This is a genomic window from Variovorax paradoxus (genome assembly GCA_016806145.1).
In the GTDB taxonomy this organism is placed as follows: Bacteria; Pseudomonadota; Gammaproteobacteria; order Burkholderiales; family Burkholderiaceae_C; genus Variovorax.
In genome coordinates this window covers 5,676,360-5,691,808 of sequence record CP063166.1, presented here as the reverse complement: position 1 = coordinate 5,691,808, position 15,449 = coordinate 5,676,360, and the positions used below count along the sequence as shown (strand labels likewise).

Sequence of the window (15,449 nt, the reverse complement as noted above, 5' to 3'; positions counted from 1 at the left end):
ATGAACAAGCGCAATGCCCTGAAATTGATCGCCGCCGGCGCAGGCTGGACCGCCGTGATGGCCACCGTGGGGCTGGGCCTCGCGGGCTGCAACGAGACCAAGCAGAGCTTCAATGCGGTCGACATCACGGGCGCCGACTACGCGCGCGACTTCTCGCTGAAGGACGCCGACGGCAAGCAGCGCACCATGGCCGACTTCAAGGGCAAGGTGGTCGTGCTGTTCTTCGGCTACGCGCAGTGCCCCGACGTCTGCCCGACCACCATGACCGAGATGGCGCAGGTCAAGCAGCAGCTCGGCGCCGACGGCGACAAGCTGCAGGTGGTGTTCGTCACGGTCGACCCGGCGCGCGACACGCCCGAGGTGATGAAGGCCTACATGGGCGCCTTCGACCCCAGCTTCGTCGCGCTGATCCCGACGGCCGACGAGCTGGCCGCCACGACCAAGGACTTCAAGGTCTACTACAAGAAGGTCGACGGCAAGACGCCCACCAGCTACTCGATGGACCACTCGGCAGCGAGCTTCGTCTACGACCCGCAGGGCCGGCTGCGGCTGTATGCGCGCTACGGCGCCGGCGTGCCGCCGATGGTGGCCGACATCAAGACCCTGCTGGCGGCCTGAGCCGATGGCGCCCGGCACGGAGGTCGCGAGCCTCGCCGCAGCGATCGAAGCGGTCGAGCACCTGAAGGCGCGCAAGGGCGCGTTCCGCATCGCGCTGATCCCGCCCGAGGTGCTGCGTGCGCTCAACGACGGGCTGATCGAGACCGTCAACCTCAACGAATTCCTCGCGCTCGAACTGCCGCAGCTGGCGCGCAGCGTGGCGGGCCACATCGGCCTCGACGCGGCGAGCGAGCGGCTGGTCGACACGCTGGCGATGCTGAGTGCCTTCAAGCCGATGCAGCGGCACGGCCACATCGCACGCGCGCTGTACGACCTCGCCGCGCTGCACGACGAACGCGACGCCGTTGCGCACCGGCTCGCCACGCATGCCAGCGACGTCGCGAGCTGCTGGGCGGCGCAGTGGGTCACGCTGTCGCAATTGCCGCTGGCCGGGCAGCTCGAGGCGGTGCGGCGCTTCGCGGCCGATCCGCATTTCGGCGTGCGAGAGATCGCCTGGATGGCGGTGCGCGACGCGGTCGTCGGCTCGCTCGACGAGGCGCTCGCGCTGCTGCAGCCGTGGGTGCGCGATGGCGATCCCAACATCCGCCGCTTCGCGAGCGAACTCACGCGCCCGCGCGGCGTGTGGTGCGCGCAGATCGAGGCGCTGAAGGCCGAACCCTGGCGCGCGCTGCCGCTCCTCGAGCCGCTGCGCGCCGACGGCAGCCGCTACGTGCAGAACTCGGTCGCCAACTGGCTCAACGACGCGAGCAAGACGCAGGCGGAGTGGGTCGATGGCGTGTGCGCGCGCTGGGTGAAGGAATCGAACACGCCCGAGACGCGCTACATCGCCAGGCGCGCGCTGCGCACGCTCGTCAAGACCCCGGGCTGAACGAAGGCCCCAAGAAAAAGCCCGGCGCGGGGCCGGGCTCGTTCGAAGGGGCGAAAGAAGCCGATCAGGCGTAATCGGCCAGTGCCTTCTTCATCTTCTTCATCGCGGCCACTTCGATCTGGCGAATGCGCTCGGCGCTCACGCCGTAGACCGCGGCCAGGTCGTGCAAGGTCATGCCGCCCGAGCCGTCGTCGTTGACCTTGAGCCAGCGCTCTTCCACGATGCGGCGGCTGCGCGCGTCGAGGGCCTCGAGCGCGGTCGCGATGCCGTCGCTCGACAGGCGGTCGCGCTGCTGCGATTCGAGCAGCGCGGTCGGTTCCTGCGTCGCGTCGGCCAGGTAGGCGATCGGGCCGAAGGCTTCCTCGCCGTCGTCGTTCGGACTCGGGTCGAGCAGCACGTCGCCGCCCGACAGCCGGGTTTCCATCTCGAGCACTTCCTCGGGCTTCACGTTCAGGCGCGCGGCCATCTGCGTCACCTCGTCGGCGCTCAGCGTTTCGCGGTGCGTGCCGGTGTCGGCCGCGGCCGAGTCGGCCTTGAAGCCCTGCTTCATCGAGCGCAGGTTGAAGAACAGCTTGCGCTGCGCCTTGGTCGTCGCGACCTTGACCATGCGCCAGTTCTTCAGGATGTACTCGTGGATCTCGGCCTTGATCCAGTGCATGGCGTAGCTCACCAGCCGCACGCCCTGGTCGGGGTCGAAACGCTTCACGGCCTTCATCAGGCCGACGTTGCCTTCCTGGATCAGGTCGCCGTGCGGCAGCCCGTAGCCCAGGTACTGGCGCGAGATGGACACCACGAGGCGCAGGTGCGAAAGGATCAGCGCACCGGCGGCTTCGAGGTCGTTGTGGTCGCGCAAACGGCGGGCGAAGCCCTGCTCTTCCTCGAGGGTGAGCAGCGGCAGTCGGTTGGCGGCCGAAATGTAAGCATCCAGGTTACCCAGCGGGGGCACCATCGACCACGGATTGGCGACGGCGAGCTGGTTGGCAGAGGCTCCAGACAGGGTTGTCATCAGGGGAAACTCCTTCGTATTGGCCATATTAGCACTCGGTTTGAGGGAGTGCTAAGGCAAGGGTTCCCCTAAAGTCTCTATCGGGCCGATAGGCAAGGACTGTCGGCCGGCGGCCCCGAAGGACCGTGGTCTTGTCCGACTTGCAGTCGGCGAGACCGTGGAAGCGGGTACTTACCAACGAATGCCGAGCTTCAGCAGCAGCTTGGACACCACGAACAGCGGCCCGACCCAGAGGTATTGGATGTCTTCGAAGAACGAAGGTTTCCGCCCCTCGATCCTGTGGCCGACGAACTGGAAGATCCACGCCACCACGAAGATGGCGGCGGAAATCGGCAGCACAAGGCTGCCCATGGCGTGGACCAGCGCCAGCAGGATGGCGGTCTGGATGCCCATCGCGAGCAGAAAGACCGGCGAGCGCAGCGTCAGGTAATAGACGAGGCTGGCCAGCAGGAAGGCGTAGGCGGCCCAGGGGTGGATCGCGAAGATCAGCCCGACCAGGCTGACCATGATCGCGGGGATCGCCACGAAGTGGATCAGCTCGTTGGTCGGGTGCCGGTGGCTCTGCTCGTAGTGGGCCAGCAGGCGGTCGACCTTGCGGTCGCTGGCGGCCCCGGGCGCGTGGGCGGTGGCGGTGTGCGGCATGGCGTGTCTCCGTGGCTCGTGCGGACCGTTCGTTGCGGCTTGCGATGGAATCCGCCGATGGTGCCCCGCGCCGGCTTCGCTGGCAAGTGCTATATAAACAATAGCATTACACCGAGCGGCCATCGCGGGGATCGCCATGACTTCCGGCACTGTCGCGGCCCGGGTGCACCGCTAAGATGCGGCGCGTGGCTCCGCTCGATCCCTCTTCCTCTTCCACTCCCCCGTCCTCGGCGGCCCAGGCCGGCATCGCGCCGCGCGGCCGCACCGCGATCCTGGTGGTCGACGACCACGACCTGCTGCGGCTCGGCGTCTGCGCGCTGGTCCAGGCGCAGGCGACTTCCTCGGGCGCCGCGATCGAGGTCTACGAGGCCGGCAATGTCGCCGACGCGCTCAAGCTCTACGAGGCGCACCAGGACGCCATCGGCCTGGTGCTGCTCGACCTCGCGCTGCCCGACACCCATGGCCTGAGCGGCCTGGCCGAGTTCCGCCTGCGCTATCCCGAGGCCCGCATCGTGGTGCTCTCGGGCACCGGCAACAGCACCCTGGCGCAGGGCGTGCTGGCGCTGGGCGCGAGTGCCTTCCTGCCGAAGTCGGCAGATCTCAAGGAAGTGGTGAGCTTCATCCGCGCCTGCGGCCTGCTCGACGCCGATGCCGCCCAGTCGCCGCCGCCGGCCGTGCCGAAGGCGCTCACGGGCTATGCCGAGTTCGCCCATGCCAGCGCCTGGCAGGAGCTCACGCCGCGCCAGATGCAGGTGCTGCAGTGGGTGCTCGAGGGCAAGGCGAACAAGGAGATCGCCCAGCTCGCCAACCTGAGCGAAGGCACGGTGAAGAACCACGTGTCGACCATCCTGCTGCTGTTCGGCATGCGCTCGCGGGCCCAGTTGATCAGCACCCTGCATTGAACGGCGCGCGGTGCTGAACGACCCGGCCGCCGATGTCGTTCTCGGCCAGCGCGTGCTGCGCGAACACGTCGCCTCGGTCTACGACACCTACAGCGCCTCGACGCTGACCCACCTGTGCTTCGTGGCGGTGTTCGGCGCCATCCTCTACGCGCAGCTGCACGACCCGCGGCTGCTGTTCTGGATGGCCGGCATGGTGCTGGCCGACGTCTACGTCTTCTTCACGCCGCGCTGGTATCCGGCGCGGCCGGCGCTCGAGAGCCCGTACTGGGCGCGCAAGATCTCGCGCCTGGTCACGCTGGTCAGCATGGTCACGGCCGTCGTGCCCTGGCTGGTCGTGCCGGCCGGCAACCTGCCGATGACCTCGCTGCTGATGGCGGTCATCGTCGGCAGCTGCGCGCGCGCCTCGCAGTCGCTGTGGCCGCTGAAGCCCGCGCTGTTCGGCTACACGCTGCCGATGTCGCTGGGCATGATCACCGCGCTGGCCTGGCAGGGCGACGGGCTGCACCTGTTCCTGGCCGCGGCCGGCGCCGCCTACCTGATGCTGACCCTGCACGCGGGCATCCGCCAGCACCGGCTGCTCACCGATTCGCTGATGCTGCGCTTCGAGAACGAGGCGCTGGCCGCGCGCCTGGGCGAGCAGATCGCGGCCACCGAGCGTGCCAGCCAGGAGAAGACCCGCTTCCTCGGCACCGCCAGCCACGACCTGCGCCAGCCGCTGCATGCCATCGCGCTGTTCGGCGCGGCGCTCGAGAACGAACTGCGCAACCGCCCCGAGGGCCGCAATGCCGAGCGGCTGATGCGCGCGGTGAATGCGCTCGGCGCCTCGCTCGACACCATGCTCGACGTCTCGCGGCTCGATGCCGGCGTGGTCGTGCCCGAGGTGCAGGCGGTGCAGCTCGATGCGCTGTTCCTGCCGCTCAACCACACCTTCTCGGCGCGCGCCGAGCAGAAGTCGCTGCAGCTGCGCGTGCGCGCCAGCGGCCTGTGGGTGCGCAGCGATCCGCAATTGCTGCACCGCATGCTGTCGAACCTGATGGACAACGCGCTCAAGTACACCCGCAGCGGCGGGGTGACGGTGATCGCGCGCGACCGCGGCGACACGGTCTGGATCGAGGTGCGCGACACCGGCGTGGGCATAGCGCCCGAGCAGTCGGGCCGGATCTTCGAGGAGTTCTACCAGGTGGACAACCCGGGCCGCGACCGCTCGCGCGGGCTGGGCATCGGGCTGTCGATCGTGCAGCGGCTCTCGCGCCTGCTCGGCCATCCGGTGCAGATGCATTCGCGCCTGGGCCGCGGCACGCACTTCCGGCTGGTGGTGCAGGCCGCGAACGCGCAGGCGAGCGCACTGGCCGGGCCGTTTCCGCCGCAGGCCGCGGCGGCCGATGCCGAGGAACGGCGCCGCCGCAGCGCGGCGCGGCTGCCCGCGCGCGTGCTGCTGCTCGACGACGAGCAGGAGATCCGCGAAGCCATGACCGGCCTGCTTCGCTCGCACGCGGTCGAGGCCCTGGCCGTGGACGACGAGGCCGCCGCCGCGCGGGCGCTGGCGCGGGCGCGCGGCGAGGGCCGTCCCTTCGAGCTGCTGCTGTGCGATTACCGGCTGGCCGACGGCGTCGACGGCCTCGACGTGGGCCTGCGCCTGAGCCGCTTGGGCGAGCGTGCCACGCCGCTGCTCCTGATCACCGGCGAGACCTCGCCCGACCGGCTGCTGCGCGTGCGCGAGTCGCGCGTGCCGGTGCTGTTCAAGCCGGTGGTGGCCGACCGGCTGCTCGAGGCGATGAGCGAGGCGGTGCGCGCCCGCTGAGGAGCAGGCCCGCTCAGTTGCCCAGCAAGGCCTGCGCGAACTCGCGCGCGTCGAAGGTCTCGAGGTCCTCGAGCTTCTCGCCCACGCCGATGAAGTAGACCGGGATCGGCCGCTCGCGCGCGATCGCGCACAGCACGCCGCCCTTGGCCGTGCCATCGAGCTTGGTCACGACCAGCCCGGTCAGGCCCAGCGTCTCGTCGAAGGCCTTGACCTGCGCCAGCGCGTTCTGGCCGGTGTTGCCGTCGATCACCAGCAGCACCTCGTGCGGCGCGGTGGCGTCGGCCTTGGTGACCACGCGCTTGATCTTCCTGAGCTCGTCCATCAGGTGCAGCTGCGTCGGCAGCCGGCCCGCGGTGTCGACCAGCACCACGTCCTTGCCGCGCGCCTTGCCGGCGTTGACCGCGTCGAAGCTCACGGCCGAAGGGTCGCCGCCTTCCTGGCTCACGATCTCCACCGTGTTGCGGTCGGCCCAGACCAGCAGCTGCTCGCGCGCCGCGGCACGGAAGGTGTCGGCCGCGGCCAGCAGCACCGAGGCGCCCTCGTTGGCCAGGTGCTTGGTGAGCTTGCCGATGGAGGTGGTCTTGCCCGCGCCGTTCACGCCCGCGACCATGATCACGGTGGGCGTGTGGCGGCCGATCTCGAGCGGCTTCTCGAGTGGGCGCAGCAGGTCGGCGATGGCCTCGGCCAGCAGGCGCTTGACCTGCGACGCGTCGGTGGCCATCTGGCTCTTGACGCGGCGGCGCAGGTCGTCGAGCAGGTATTCGGTCGCCTTCACGCCGGCATCGGCCATCAGCAGCGCGGATTCGAGCTCTTCGTAGAGCGCGTCGTCGATCTGCGCATTGACGAACACCGCCTGGATGCCGGTGCCGGTCTTGCGCAGGCCGGTCTTGAGCTTGTCGAGCCAGCCCCGGCGCTCGGGCGCGGGCGGCGGAGCGATCTCGAGCACCGGTGCCGGCACGGGCGCGGGGGCCGGCGCGAGGATCGGGAGGTCGATGGCGGGGGGCGGCGGAGGAACGGGTGCGGCGGGTGGCGGTGCGACCGGTGCCGGCGCCGCGGGTTGGACGATCGGCTCGACCGGGGGCACGACGGGTACGGCGGGTACGGCGGGTACGGCGGGTACGGCGGGCGCGGCCACCGGTGCCGGCGTCGCCGCGGGCGGTGGAACCGGTGCGGGTGGCGGCGCTTCCTTCGCCGCCGGTTTCCCCCCGAACCAGCTCGAGGGCGAGAACACCGAGCGCGAGGGCGCGCTCTCCGCGGCGGGGGCAGGTTCGGCCGGCGGGATCGCTGGCGCCTGCGGGGCCGGTGCTTCGGGCGTTTCCGCGGGTGGTTTTTTCTTGAAGAAACTGAACATCGGGCGCTTTTTAGAATCGGAGCCATTCTATGAAACACCCCTCGCCACGCCGCGCTGCGTCTGGTGCGGTGCTGGCCCTGGCGTTCGCGGCGCCCTGGGGCTTGCCCGCGCAGGCGCAACAGCCATCGCCCCCGGCCACCCCCTCCACCGTCTCCACCGCTTCGGCCCCCGGTCCCCAGCAGTTCACCCTCTCCAACGGCATGACCCTGATCGTGCAGCCCGACCGGCGTTCGCCGACCGCGGTGCAGATGGTCTGGGTACGCGTGGGCTCGCTCGACGAGGTCGACGGCACCTCGGGCGTGGCCCATGCGCTCGAGCACATGATGTTCAAGGGCACGAAGTCGATCAAGCCCGGCGAGTTCTCGCGCCGCGTGGCGGCGCTGGGCGGGCAGGAGAACGCCTTCACCACGCGCGACTACACCGGCTACTACCAGCAGATCCCGGTCGGCAGCCTCGAGCAGGTGATGAAGCTCGAGTCCGACCGCTTCGCCAACAACCAGTGGCCCGACGACGAGTTCAAGCGCGAGATCGAGGTGGTCAAGGAAGAGCGCCGCATGCGCACCGAGGACCAGCCGCGCGCCCTGCTCGGCGAACAGCAGAGCGCGGCCGTCTTCATCGCCTCGCCCTACCACCGGCCGGTGGTGGGCTGGATGAGCGACCTCGATGCGATGACGCCCGAGGACGTGCGCGAGTTCCACCGCCGCTGGTACGTGCCCGCCAATGCCGCGATCGTGATCGCCGGCGATGTCGACGTCGACAAGGTGCGCGCGCTGGCCGAGAAGTACTACGGCGGCATCCCCGCGCGCGCGGTGCCGGTGCGCAAGCCGCGCATCGAGCCGCCGCAGCGCGGCATCCGCCGCATCGAATTCAAGGCACCGGCCGAGCAGGCCTACGTCTCGCTGGCCTTCCGCATCCCGCAGCTCGAGAGCATCGATGCCGAGAGCGACGCCTGGGCGCTCGAGGTGCTGTCGGCCGTGCTCGACGGCTACACCGGCTCGCGGCTCGACCGCGCGCTGACGCAGGGACCGGAGCGCGTGGCCGATTCGGCCGGTGCCTATTCGGGGCTGATCGGGCGCGGCCCGCAGCTGTTCGGCCTGGCGGGCGTGCCCGCGGCTGGCAAGACCGCCGCGCAGGTCGAGGCCGCGCTGCGCGCGCAGGTCGCGCGCATCGCCAGGGAAGGCGTGGGCGAGGCCGAGCTCGCGCGCGTCAAGACGCAGTGGGTGGCGAGCGAGACCTACAAGCGCGATTCGGTGATGGCGCAGGCGCGCGAACTCGGCAGCAACTGGGTGCAGGGCCTGCCGCTCGATGCCGACCCGCGCATGATCGCGAAGCTGCAGGCCGTGACCGCCGCGCAGGTGCAGGCGGTGGCCGCCAAGTATTTCGGCGACGACCAGCTCACTGTCGCCACGCTGGTCCCGCTGCCGCCCGATGCGCGGCCCCGTGCCCGCGGCTTCGCCGCTCCCGCGGGAGAACTGCGTTGAACGCCGCCGCATCGCTCGAAGGTCCGATCCCCATGTCCCTCTCCCGTTCCAAGCCGGCCGCCGCCGGCCGCCTGCTGCGCACCGGCGTGCTGGCCGCGCTCGGCTTCGCCGCCCTGGCCGCGCAGGCCGCGCTGCCGATCGAACACTGGACGCTCGCCAACGGCGCCAGGATCTACCTCGTGTCGTCGCAGGCGCTGCCGATCGTCGACGTCGAGGTCGACTTCGACGCCGGCAGCCGGCGCGATCCCGCCGACCAGGCCGGCCTCGCGAGCGTGAGCTCGACCATGGTCGAGAAGGGCGTGCGCGCCGGCCGCAACGGCGAGCCCGCGCTCGACCAGAACGCGCTGGGCGAGGCCTGGGCCGATCTGGGGGCAGAGTTCGACGTCAGCGCCAGCAACGACCGCACCAGCTACACGCTGCGCAGCCTCGCCGATCCCAAGTTGCTCGACAAGGCGGTGGCGCTGGCCGCGCGCGTGATCGGCGAACCCACCTTCCCCGACGACATCTGGCAGCGCGAACGCGAGCGCCTCTCGGCGTCCATCCGCGAGGGCAACACCAAGCCCGCGACCGTCGCGGCGCGCGCCTTCTCGAGCGCGGTCTACGGCGGCCATCCGTATGGCCAGCAGACCACCGAGGCCACGCTCGCGCGCATCGACACCGCGGCCATGCGCCAGCGCTACCAGCAGCTGATCGTGCCGTGCCGCGCCAAGCTCAGCATCGTGGGCGCGGTGACGCGCGCGCAGGCCGAGGGCATCGCCAACGCGATGCTGTCGCGGCTGCCCGGCCCCGAGGCCTGCACGCCGCTGCCCGCGATCGCGCCGGTGCCGGCGCTGGCCGAATCGAAGGAGGTGCGCATTTCCTTCGAGTCGGCGCAGACCCATGTCTACATCGGCCAGCCCGGCTATCCGCGCCAGGACCCCGACCACTTCGCGCTCAACCTCGGCAACTACATCCTCGGCGGCGGCGGCTTCGTCTCGCGCCTGACCGACGAGGTGCGCGAGAAGCGCGGCCTGACCTACAGCGTCTACAGCGGCTTCGCGCCGGGGCTCGACGCGGGCGCGTTCCGCGTCGGCTTCCAGACCCGGCCCGACCAGGCGGCCGAGGCGGTGAAGGTGGCGCGCGAGGTGCTCGCGAAGTTCGTCGCCGAGGGGCCCACGCAGAACGAGTTCAAGGCCGCGAAGGACAACCTGATCGGCGGCTTCCCGCTCCTGCTCGACAGCAACCGCAAGCTGATCGGCAACGTCGCCAACATCGCCTGGAACGACCTGCCGCTCGACTACCTCGACACCTGGACCGCACGCATGAATGCCGTGACCGCCGCCGACATCAAGGCCGCGTTCGCACGCAAGCTGCAACCCGAGCGCATGGTGACGGTGGTGGTGGGCAGCGACCCGCAGGCCAAGCCGCGGGACGGCAAGTAGGCGGCTTCAGGCCAGCGCGTGCGGCGCCGTGCGCGAGGCGGCGCGCACGCAGTCGCCGAGCCGTGCGAGCAGCCGCGGCGCCGCGCGCGCCTGCTGCCAGTACAGCGGCACCGGCAGCCGCGAGCTGGGCACCAGCTCCACCAGCGAGCCGTCGCGCAAGGCCTGCGCCACCATGCTCAGCGGATGCATGCCCCAGCCCATGCCCGCGCGCGCGGCCTCGACGAAGGCCTGCGGCGAGGGCAGCCAGTGGCGCGGCGTCTCGACCTCGCGATGGCAGATGCGCCGCACCCAGCGCGCCTGCAGCGCGTCCTTGCGGTCGAACACCAGGCTCGGCGCCTGCGCCAGCGTGCGCGCGCCCACGCCCTTGGCGAAATGCGACTGCACGAAGGCCGGGCTGGCGGCGGCCACGTAGTGCATCGTGCCCAGCGCTTCGCTGTTGCAGCCGGCCACCGGTTGGGCCAGCGCGGTGACCGCCGCCAGCACCGCGCCGCTGCGCAGGCGCTCGGCCGTGTGGTCCTGGTCGTCGACCGTGAGGTCGAGCAGCGCGCCGTGCTGCTGCGAGAAGGCGGCGGCCGCGCCGACGAACCAGGTCGCGAGGCTGTCGGCATTGACCGCCACCCGCACCGTGACCCGCTCGCCGGCCTCGCCGGCGCCCAGCACCGGCAGCGCATCGCGCAGCTCGTGCTCGAGCATGCCCACGCGCTCGACGTGCCGGCACAGCTGCAGCCCGGCCTCGGTCGCCACGCAGGGCTGGCCGCGCACCAGCAGCGCGCCGCCGATGCGTTCCTCGAGCAGCTTCACGCGCTGCGACACCGCCGAGGGCGTGACGTTGAGCGCGCGGGCGGCGCGCTCGAAGCTGCCTTCGCGCACCACGGTGGCCAGGGCATGGAGGGCGGCGTAGTCGAGCATGCGGATGAAGCAAAACTGAATTGGCTTAAGGAAGTTTAGTTTGAGTTAATTCGCGCGCGGCGGCAAGCTCGCACCATGTCTGCCGAACTCGTCACCACCGCCTTCCTCAACGGGCTCTTCATGAGCCTGGTGCTCATCGTCGCCATCGGCGCCCAGAACGCCTACGTGCTGCGCCAGGGCCTGCGCCGCGAGCACGTGAGCGCGGTCGTGCTGTTCTGCGCCGTGAGCGACGCGGTTCTGATCTCGGCCGGCGTGGCCGGCATGGCGCAGGCGCTCCAGGGCCGGCCGATGCTGGCCACCGCGCTCGCCGCCTTCGGCGCGCTGTTCCTTGCCGGCTACGGGCTGCGCGCGCTGTGGCGGTCGCGCGCGACCGGCGCGCTGCGCACGGTCACGCAGGGCGGTTCGCTCTCGCGTACCGCGGTGCTGGCCCAGGCCGCGGGTTTCACGCTGCTGAACCCGCACGTCTACCTCGACACCGTGCTGCTCGTGGGCAGCACCGGCGCGCAGTACGCGGGCTCGCTCAAGGGATGGTTCGTGGCCGGCTCGGCGCTCGCGAGCGCGCTGTGGTTCTCGGCCCTCGGCTATGGCGCGCGGCTGCTGGCGCCGGTGTTCGCGCGGCCGCGTGCCTGGCAGATGCTCGATGCGCTGATCGGCGGCACGATGCTGGTGCTGGCGGCACTGCTCGCGCGGCGCGCGATCGCGGGCTTCTGAACCGCGACGCAATGGGGCAGGGCCGGCGCGTTAAGCTCGCCGCATGCCCCGCAAGCCTGCCGCCGCGCCCTCGCGCACCCCCACGCCTTCTTCTCCCGCGCGTCCGGCGCGCGCGCACGAGGTGCGCATCATCGGCGGCCAGTGGAAACGCACCCGCCTCGCCGTCGCCGACAAGCCCGGTCTGCGCCCCACGCCCGACCGCGTGCGCGAGACGCTGTTCAACTGGCTCGCGAGCCTGGCCGGTGCCGGTGGCGGCGAGCTGCCGGGCTGGCAGTGCATCGATGCCTTCGCGGGCACCGGCGCGCTCGGCCTCGAGGCCGCGTCGCGCGGCGCGGCCGGCGTGCTGCTGTGCGAGCAGGACGCCGCGCTGGTCGCGCAGATCCAGGCCGCCAAGACCAAGCTCGCCGCCGAGGCGGTGCGCGTGGAGCGCGGCAACGGCGTCACCGCGCTCGAGCGCACGCCGGCCGCGAGCCTCGACGTGGTCTTCCTCGATCCGCCCTTCGACAGCACCACGCTCTACGAACCCGCGCTGCGCGCCGCCGCGCGCGCCGTGCGCGCGGGCGGCGCCATCTACCTCGAGGCACCGCGCCGCTGGAGCGACGAGGAAGCGGCCGCGCTCGGCCTCGTCGTGTTCCGCCACTTGAAGGCCGGCGCGGTGCATGCCCACCTTTTGATGCACGCCGCACACGGCACTGCATAATCCGCCGACCCAAGCCGCATCGGCTGCATGAGGAGGTAGCAACCATGGCCAGCAACGTGATCGCGGTTTATCCCGGCACTTTCGACCCCATCACCCTCGGGCACGAGGACGTGGTGCGGCGTGCGACCCAACTGTTCTCGAAGGTGATCGTCGCCGTGGCGGCCGGTCACCACAAGAAGGCGCTCTTCACGCTGCAGGAACGCATCGAGATGGCGCGCGAAGCCGTCAAGCCCTACAGCGACCAGGTCTCGGTCGAGAGCTTCTCGGGCCTGCTGCGCGACTTCGTCGTGGCGCGCGGCGGCAAGGCCATGGTGCGCGGCCTGCGCGCCGTCACCGACTTCGACTACGAGTTCCAGCTCGCGGGCATGAACCGCTCGCTGATGCCCGATGTCGAGACCGTGTTCCTCACGCCCAGCGACAAGTACCAGTTCATTTCCAGCACCTTCGTGCGCGAGATCGCGATGCTCGGCGGCGAGGTGCACAAGTTCGTCTCGCCCAACGTCGAACAGCAGCTCGCGGCCAAGGTCCGAAGCCTCGGCAGAGAGTAGGCGCCGCCGATGAGCGGCGCGCTGGCGCCTCGTTTGCACCTGCTGGGCGACGCGGCGCTGCTGTGCGACCTGCCCGGTCCCGCCACGCTCGCGCAGCAACACAAGATCTGGGCCCTGGCGCGCGAAGCCGGCCGCTGGAGCGGCGTCGGCGAAGCGCTGCCGGGCATGAACAACCTCACCTTGACCTTCGACCCGACCGCGGTCGATCTCGAGACGCTGAGCGCACGCGTGCTCGAGGCCTGGCCGCGACTCGAGAGCGGCGGCATCGAGGGCCGCGACATCGAGATTCCCGTGGCCTACGGCGGCGAGCACGGTCCCGACCTCGCGGACGTGGCGGCCCACACCGGCCTGTCGACCGCCGAGGTGGTGCGTCGCCATGCCGCGGCCGAGTACGTGGTCTACCTGCTGGGCTTCCTGCCGGGCTTCGCCTTTCTCGGCGGACTGCCCGCCGCGCTCGCGACGCCGCGCCGCGACGTACCGCGCACGGCGGTGCCCGCGGGCTCGGTCGGCATCGGCGGCGAGCAGACCGGCATCTATCCGCTGCGCTCGCCGGGCGGCTGGCAACTGATCGGGCACACCGAGGTCGCGCTCTTCGATCCGCTGGCCGACTCGCCGACCCTGCTGCGGCCCGGCGACCGCGTGCGCTTCGTCGTCGAAAGCCTGCGGCCATGACGCTGCTGATCGAGAAGCCGGGCCCGCTGGCGTCGGTGCAGGACCTCGGGCGCCACGGCCATCGCCAGCTCGGCATCTGCCCGGGCGGCGCGCTCGACACGCTGGCGCTGTCGCTCGCCAACCGGCTGGTGGGCAACGCCACCGGCGCGGCCGGGCTCGAGCTGACCCTGGGCGGCAGCGTGCTGCGCTTCGAGACCGACACGCGCATCGCGCTGGTGGGCGACGACTTCGGCGCCACGCTCGACGGCCAGCCGCTGTGGCCGTGCTGGAGCGTGCCGGTCGCGGCCGGCCAGACGCTGCGGCTTGCTAGCGCCAATGCGAGCAGCATCCATGCGGGCGGCGGCAAGGCCGGCCTGCGCAGCTGGCTCGCGGTGGCGGGCGGCATCGACGTGGCGCCCGTGCTCGGCTCGCGCAGCACCGACCTCAAGGCCGGCTTCGGCGGCCACGAGGGCCGTGCGCTGCGCAAGGGCGACCGCCTGCCGCTGGGCGCGTCGGCGCTGACCGAGGCGCAGCGCGCGCGACGTGCCTTCGGGGTGCGCGGTCCCGAGTGGGAGCCCGATGCCGCGGCCGACGGTGTCATCGCTTTGCGCGTGCTGCCCGGCCCCGAGTTCGAACAGTTCACCGTCGCCTCGCGCGACCAGCTCTGGCGCGAGCGCTGGCGCATCACGCCGCAGAGCAACCGCATGGGCAGCCGGCTCGCGAGCGCGAGCGGCACCGAGCTCCGGCGCAAGCGCGCCACCGACATGCTGTCCTCGGGCGTGATCCCCGGCACGATCCAGGTGCCGCCCTCGGGCCAGCCGATCATCCTGATGGGCGACGCCCAGACCACCGGCGGCTATCCGCGCATCGGCGTGGTGATCCGCGCCGATCTCTGGAAGCTCGCGCAGGCGCCGCTCAACGGCAGCCTGCGGCTGGTGCCGGTCGATGCCGCCGGCGCGCTCGAGGCCTGGGCCGCGCAGCAGCGCTACGTCGCGCAGGTGGCGCAAGGCCTCGCGGCGGCGGGCTGGCCGACCCCGGCATAGACTGCGGCCTTTCCATCCGCCGCATCGCTCCAGGAGTCCTCCCCATGCACATCGACCTCAACGCGGACCTCGGCGAAGGCGCCGGCAGCGACGAAGCGCTGCTCGGACTCGTGAGCTCGGCCAACATCGCCTGCGGCTGGCATGCGGGCGACGCGAAGACCATGCACCAGTGCGTGCGCTGGGCCGTCGCGCGGGGCGTGGCCATCGGCGCGCATCCCAGCTTTCCCGACCGCGAGAACTTCGGCCGCAGCACCATGCACCTGCCGCCCGACGAGATCGTCTCCAACGTGCTCTACCAGGTCGGCGCGCTCGCGGCCATCGTCAAGGCCGAGGGCGGCCGGCTCGCGCACGTGAAGGCGCACGGCCAGCTCTACAACCAGGCGGTGAAGGAGCCCGAGCTCGCCGACGCGCTGTGCGAGGCCGTGCGCCGCTTCGATCCCTCGCTGAAGTTCTTCGGCCTCGCGGGCAGCGGCATGATCGACGCCGCGCGCCGCGCCGGCCTCGTGCCGGTGGAGGAGGTGTTCGCCGACCGCGGCTACATGCCCGACGGCAGCCTGGTGCCGCGCAGCCAGCCCGGCGCGCTGATCGAGGACGACGCGCAGGCCATCGCCCAGACCCTGGCCTTCGTGCGCGAGCGCCAGGTCAAGGCCATCGACGGCAGCATCGTGCCGGTCAATGCGCAGACCGTCTGCCTGCATGGCGACGGCGCGCATGCGCTGGCCTTCGCGCGCCGCATCCGCGAGCGACTGCTGTCCGAAGGCATCGCGGTGCGCGCGGACTGAAGCAGCCGCGCGCTG

At 71.3% G+C, this 15,449-nt stretch carries 16 protein-coding genes; 12 read left to right on the top strand and 4 right to left on the bottom strand.

Translation table 11 applies throughout. The annotated features are described in order from the left end of the window. The gene (locus INQ48_26640; protein ID QRF56861.1) at window positions 1–618 is read left to right on the top strand and encodes an SCO family protein; all 618 of its coding nucleotides are present in this window, start codon (window positions 1–3) and stop codon (window positions 616–618) included. 4 nt (window positions 619–622) lie between these two features. Continuing rightward, on the top strand, window positions 623–1,486 hold the full coding sequence (locus INQ48_26635; GenBank protein QRF56860.1) for a DNA alkylation repair protein: 864 nt from the start codon (window positions 623–625) through the stop codon (window positions 1,484–1,486). A gap of 64 nt (window positions 1,487–1,550) precedes the next feature. Here the strand turns inward: INQ48_26635 and rpoH are convergent, their stop codons facing one another. Together rpoH and INQ48_26625 are read right to left on the bottom strand one after the other, a co-directional pair. Continuing rightward, a complete protein-coding gene (gene rpoH, locus INQ48_26630; GenBank protein QRF56859.1) occupies window positions 1,551–2,492 on the bottom strand; it encodes an RNA polymerase sigma factor RpoH in 942 nt (313 codons plus the stop codon). 171 nt (window positions 2,493–2,663) lie between these two features. Next, complete coding sequence (locus INQ48_26625) at window positions 2,664–3,134, bottom strand: DUF962 domain-containing protein (GenBank protein ID QRF56858.1); 471 nt, start codon at window positions 3,132–3,134, stop codon at window positions 2,664–2,666. Window positions 3,135–3,310: 176 nt separating this feature from the next. Between INQ48_26625 and INQ48_26620 the strand changes: the two genes are divergently transcribed. Both INQ48_26620 and INQ48_26615 read left to right on the top strand, forming a co-directional pair. After that, complete coding sequence (locus INQ48_26620) at window positions 3,311–4,036, top strand: response regulator transcription factor (protein QRF56857.1); 726 nt, start codon at window positions 3,311–3,313, stop codon at window positions 4,034–4,036. A gap of 10 nt (window positions 4,037–4,046) precedes the next feature. Next, entirely contained in the window at window positions 4,047–5,837 is a 1,791-nt protein-coding gene (locus INQ48_26615) for a hybrid sensor histidine kinase/response regulator (protein QRF56856.1), read from the top strand. Between the two features lie 13 nt (window positions 5,838–5,850). Here the strand turns inward: INQ48_26615 and ftsY are convergent, their stop codons facing one another. After that, complete coding sequence (ftsY, locus tag INQ48_26610; protein ID QRF56855.1) at window positions 5,851–7,188, bottom strand: signal recognition particle-docking protein FtsY; 1,338 nt, start codon at window positions 7,186–7,188, stop codon at window positions 5,851–5,853. A 29-nt stretch (window positions 7,189–7,217) separates the two neighbouring features. Between ftsY and INQ48_26605 the strand changes: the two genes are divergently transcribed. Continuing rightward, window positions 7,218–8,669, top strand: coding sequence for an insulinase family protein (locus tag INQ48_26605; protein ID QRF56854.1), 1,452 nt, complete (start codon window positions 7,218–7,220; stop codon window positions 8,667–8,669). 32 nt (window positions 8,670–8,701) lie between these two features. Beyond that, entirely contained in the window at window positions 8,702–10,090 is a 1,389-nt protein-coding gene (locus INQ48_26600) for an insulinase family protein (GenBank protein ID QRF56853.1), read from the top strand. A gap of 6 nt (window positions 10,091–10,096) precedes the next feature. On the opposite strand, the gene INQ48_26595 is transcribed toward INQ48_26600, so the two are convergent. Then, entirely contained in the window at window positions 10,097–10,999 is a 903-nt protein-coding gene (locus tag INQ48_26595; GenBank protein ID QRF56852.1) for a LysR family transcriptional regulator ArgP, read from the bottom strand. A gap of 75 nt (window positions 11,000–11,074) precedes the next feature. On the opposite strand from INQ48_26595, the gene INQ48_26590 reads away from it, so the two are divergent. From INQ48_26590 to pxpA, 6 genes are read left to right on the top strand one after another with little or no spacing between them, the layout of a single operon-like run. Next, window positions 11,075–11,710, top strand: a complete 636-nt coding sequence (locus tag INQ48_26590; GenBank protein QRF56851.1) for an amino acid transporter — start codon at window positions 11,075–11,077, stop codon at window positions 11,708–11,710. 43 nt (window positions 11,711–11,753) lie between these two features. Next, the gene (locus INQ48_26585; protein QRF56850.1) at window positions 11,754–12,410 is read left to right on the top strand and encodes an RsmD family RNA methyltransferase; all 657 of its coding nucleotides are present in this window, start codon (window positions 11,754–11,756) and stop codon (window positions 12,408–12,410) included. Between the two features lie 44 nt (window positions 12,411–12,454). Continuing rightward, the gene (gene coaD, locus INQ48_26580) at window positions 12,455–12,958 is read left to right on the top strand and encodes a pantetheine-phosphate adenylyltransferase (GenBank protein QRF56849.1); all 504 of its coding nucleotides are present in this window, start codon (window positions 12,455–12,457) and stop codon (window positions 12,956–12,958) included. Between the two features lie 9 nt (window positions 12,959–12,967). Continuing rightward, a complete protein-coding gene (gene pxpB / locus INQ48_26575; protein ID QRF56848.1) occupies window positions 12,968–13,630 on the top strand; it encodes a 5-oxoprolinase subunit PxpB in 663 nt (220 codons plus the stop codon). Next, on the top strand, window positions 13,627–14,652 hold the full coding sequence (locus INQ48_26570) for a biotin-dependent carboxyltransferase family protein (protein QRF56847.1): 1,026 nt from the start codon (window positions 13,627–13,629) through the stop codon (window positions 14,650–14,652). The genes pxpB and INQ48_26570 overlap by 4 nt, the downstream gene beginning before the upstream one ends. Window positions 14,653–14,696: 44 nt before the next feature. Next, complete coding sequence (gene pxpA / locus INQ48_26565; GenBank protein QRF56846.1) at window positions 14,697–15,434, top strand: 5-oxoprolinase subunit PxpA; 738 nt, start codon at window positions 14,697–14,699, stop codon at window positions 15,432–15,434. The last annotated feature ends 15 nt before the right edge of the window (window positions 15,435–15,449 follow it).

What these genes read in the sequence shown, in the direction of transcription:
- pxpB (QRF56848.1), top strand. Translation starts at nt 12,968, where the DNA reads ATGAGCGGCGCGCTGGCGCCTCGTTTGCACCTGCTGGGCGACGCGGCG.
- INQ48_26625 (QRF56858.1), bottom strand. Translation starts at nt 3,134, where the DNA reads ATGCCGCACACCGCCACCGCCCACGCGCCCGGGGCCGCCAGCGACCGC.
- INQ48_26585 (QRF56850.1), top strand. Translation starts at nt 11,754, where the DNA reads ATGCCCCGCAAGCCTGCCGCCGCGCCCTCGCGCACCCCCACGCCTTCT.
- INQ48_26605 (QRF56854.1), top strand. Translation starts at nt 7,218, where the DNA reads ATGAAACACCCCTCGCCACGCCGCGCTGCGTCTGGTGCGGTGCTGGCC.
- INQ48_26570 (QRF56847.1), top strand. Translation starts at nt 13,627, where the DNA reads ATGACGCTGCTGATCGAGAAGCCGGGCCCGCTGGCGTCGGTGCAGGAC.
- INQ48_26640 (QRF56861.1), top strand. Translation starts at nt 1, where the DNA reads ATGAACAAGCGCAATGCCCTGAAATTGATCGCCGCCGGCGCAGGCTGG.
- ftsY (QRF56855.1), bottom strand. Translation starts at nt 7,188, where the DNA reads ATGTTCAGTTTCTTCAAGAAAAAACCACCCGCGGAAACGCCCGAAGCA.
- INQ48_26635 (QRF56860.1), top strand. Translation starts at nt 623, where the DNA reads ATGGCGCCCGGCACGGAGGTCGCGAGCCTCGCCGCAGCGATCGAAGCG.
- INQ48_26590 (QRF56851.1), top strand. Translation starts at nt 11,075, where the DNA reads ATGTCTGCCGAACTCGTCACCACCGCCTTCCTCAACGGGCTCTTCATG.
- pxpA (QRF56846.1), top strand. Translation starts at nt 14,697, where the DNA reads ATGCACATCGACCTCAACGCGGACCTCGGCGAAGGCGCCGGCAGCGAC.
- coaD (QRF56849.1), top strand. Translation starts at nt 12,455, where the DNA reads ATGGCCAGCAACGTGATCGCGGTTTATCCCGGCACTTTCGACCCCATC.
- rpoH (QRF56859.1), bottom strand. Translation starts at nt 2,492, where the DNA reads ATGACAACCCTGTCTGGAGCCTCTGCCAACCAGCTCGCCGTCGCCAAT.
- INQ48_26620 (QRF56857.1), top strand. Translation starts at nt 3,311, where the DNA reads ATGCGGCGCGTGGCTCCGCTCGATCCCTCTTCCTCTTCCACTCCCCCG.
- INQ48_26595 (QRF56852.1), bottom strand. Translation starts at nt 10,999, where the DNA reads ATGCTCGACTACGCCGCCCTCCATGCCCTGGCCACCGTGGTGCGCGAA.
- INQ48_26600 (QRF56853.1), top strand. Translation starts at nt 8,702, where the DNA reads ATGTCCCTCTCCCGTTCCAAGCCGGCCGCCGCCGGCCGCCTGCTGCGC.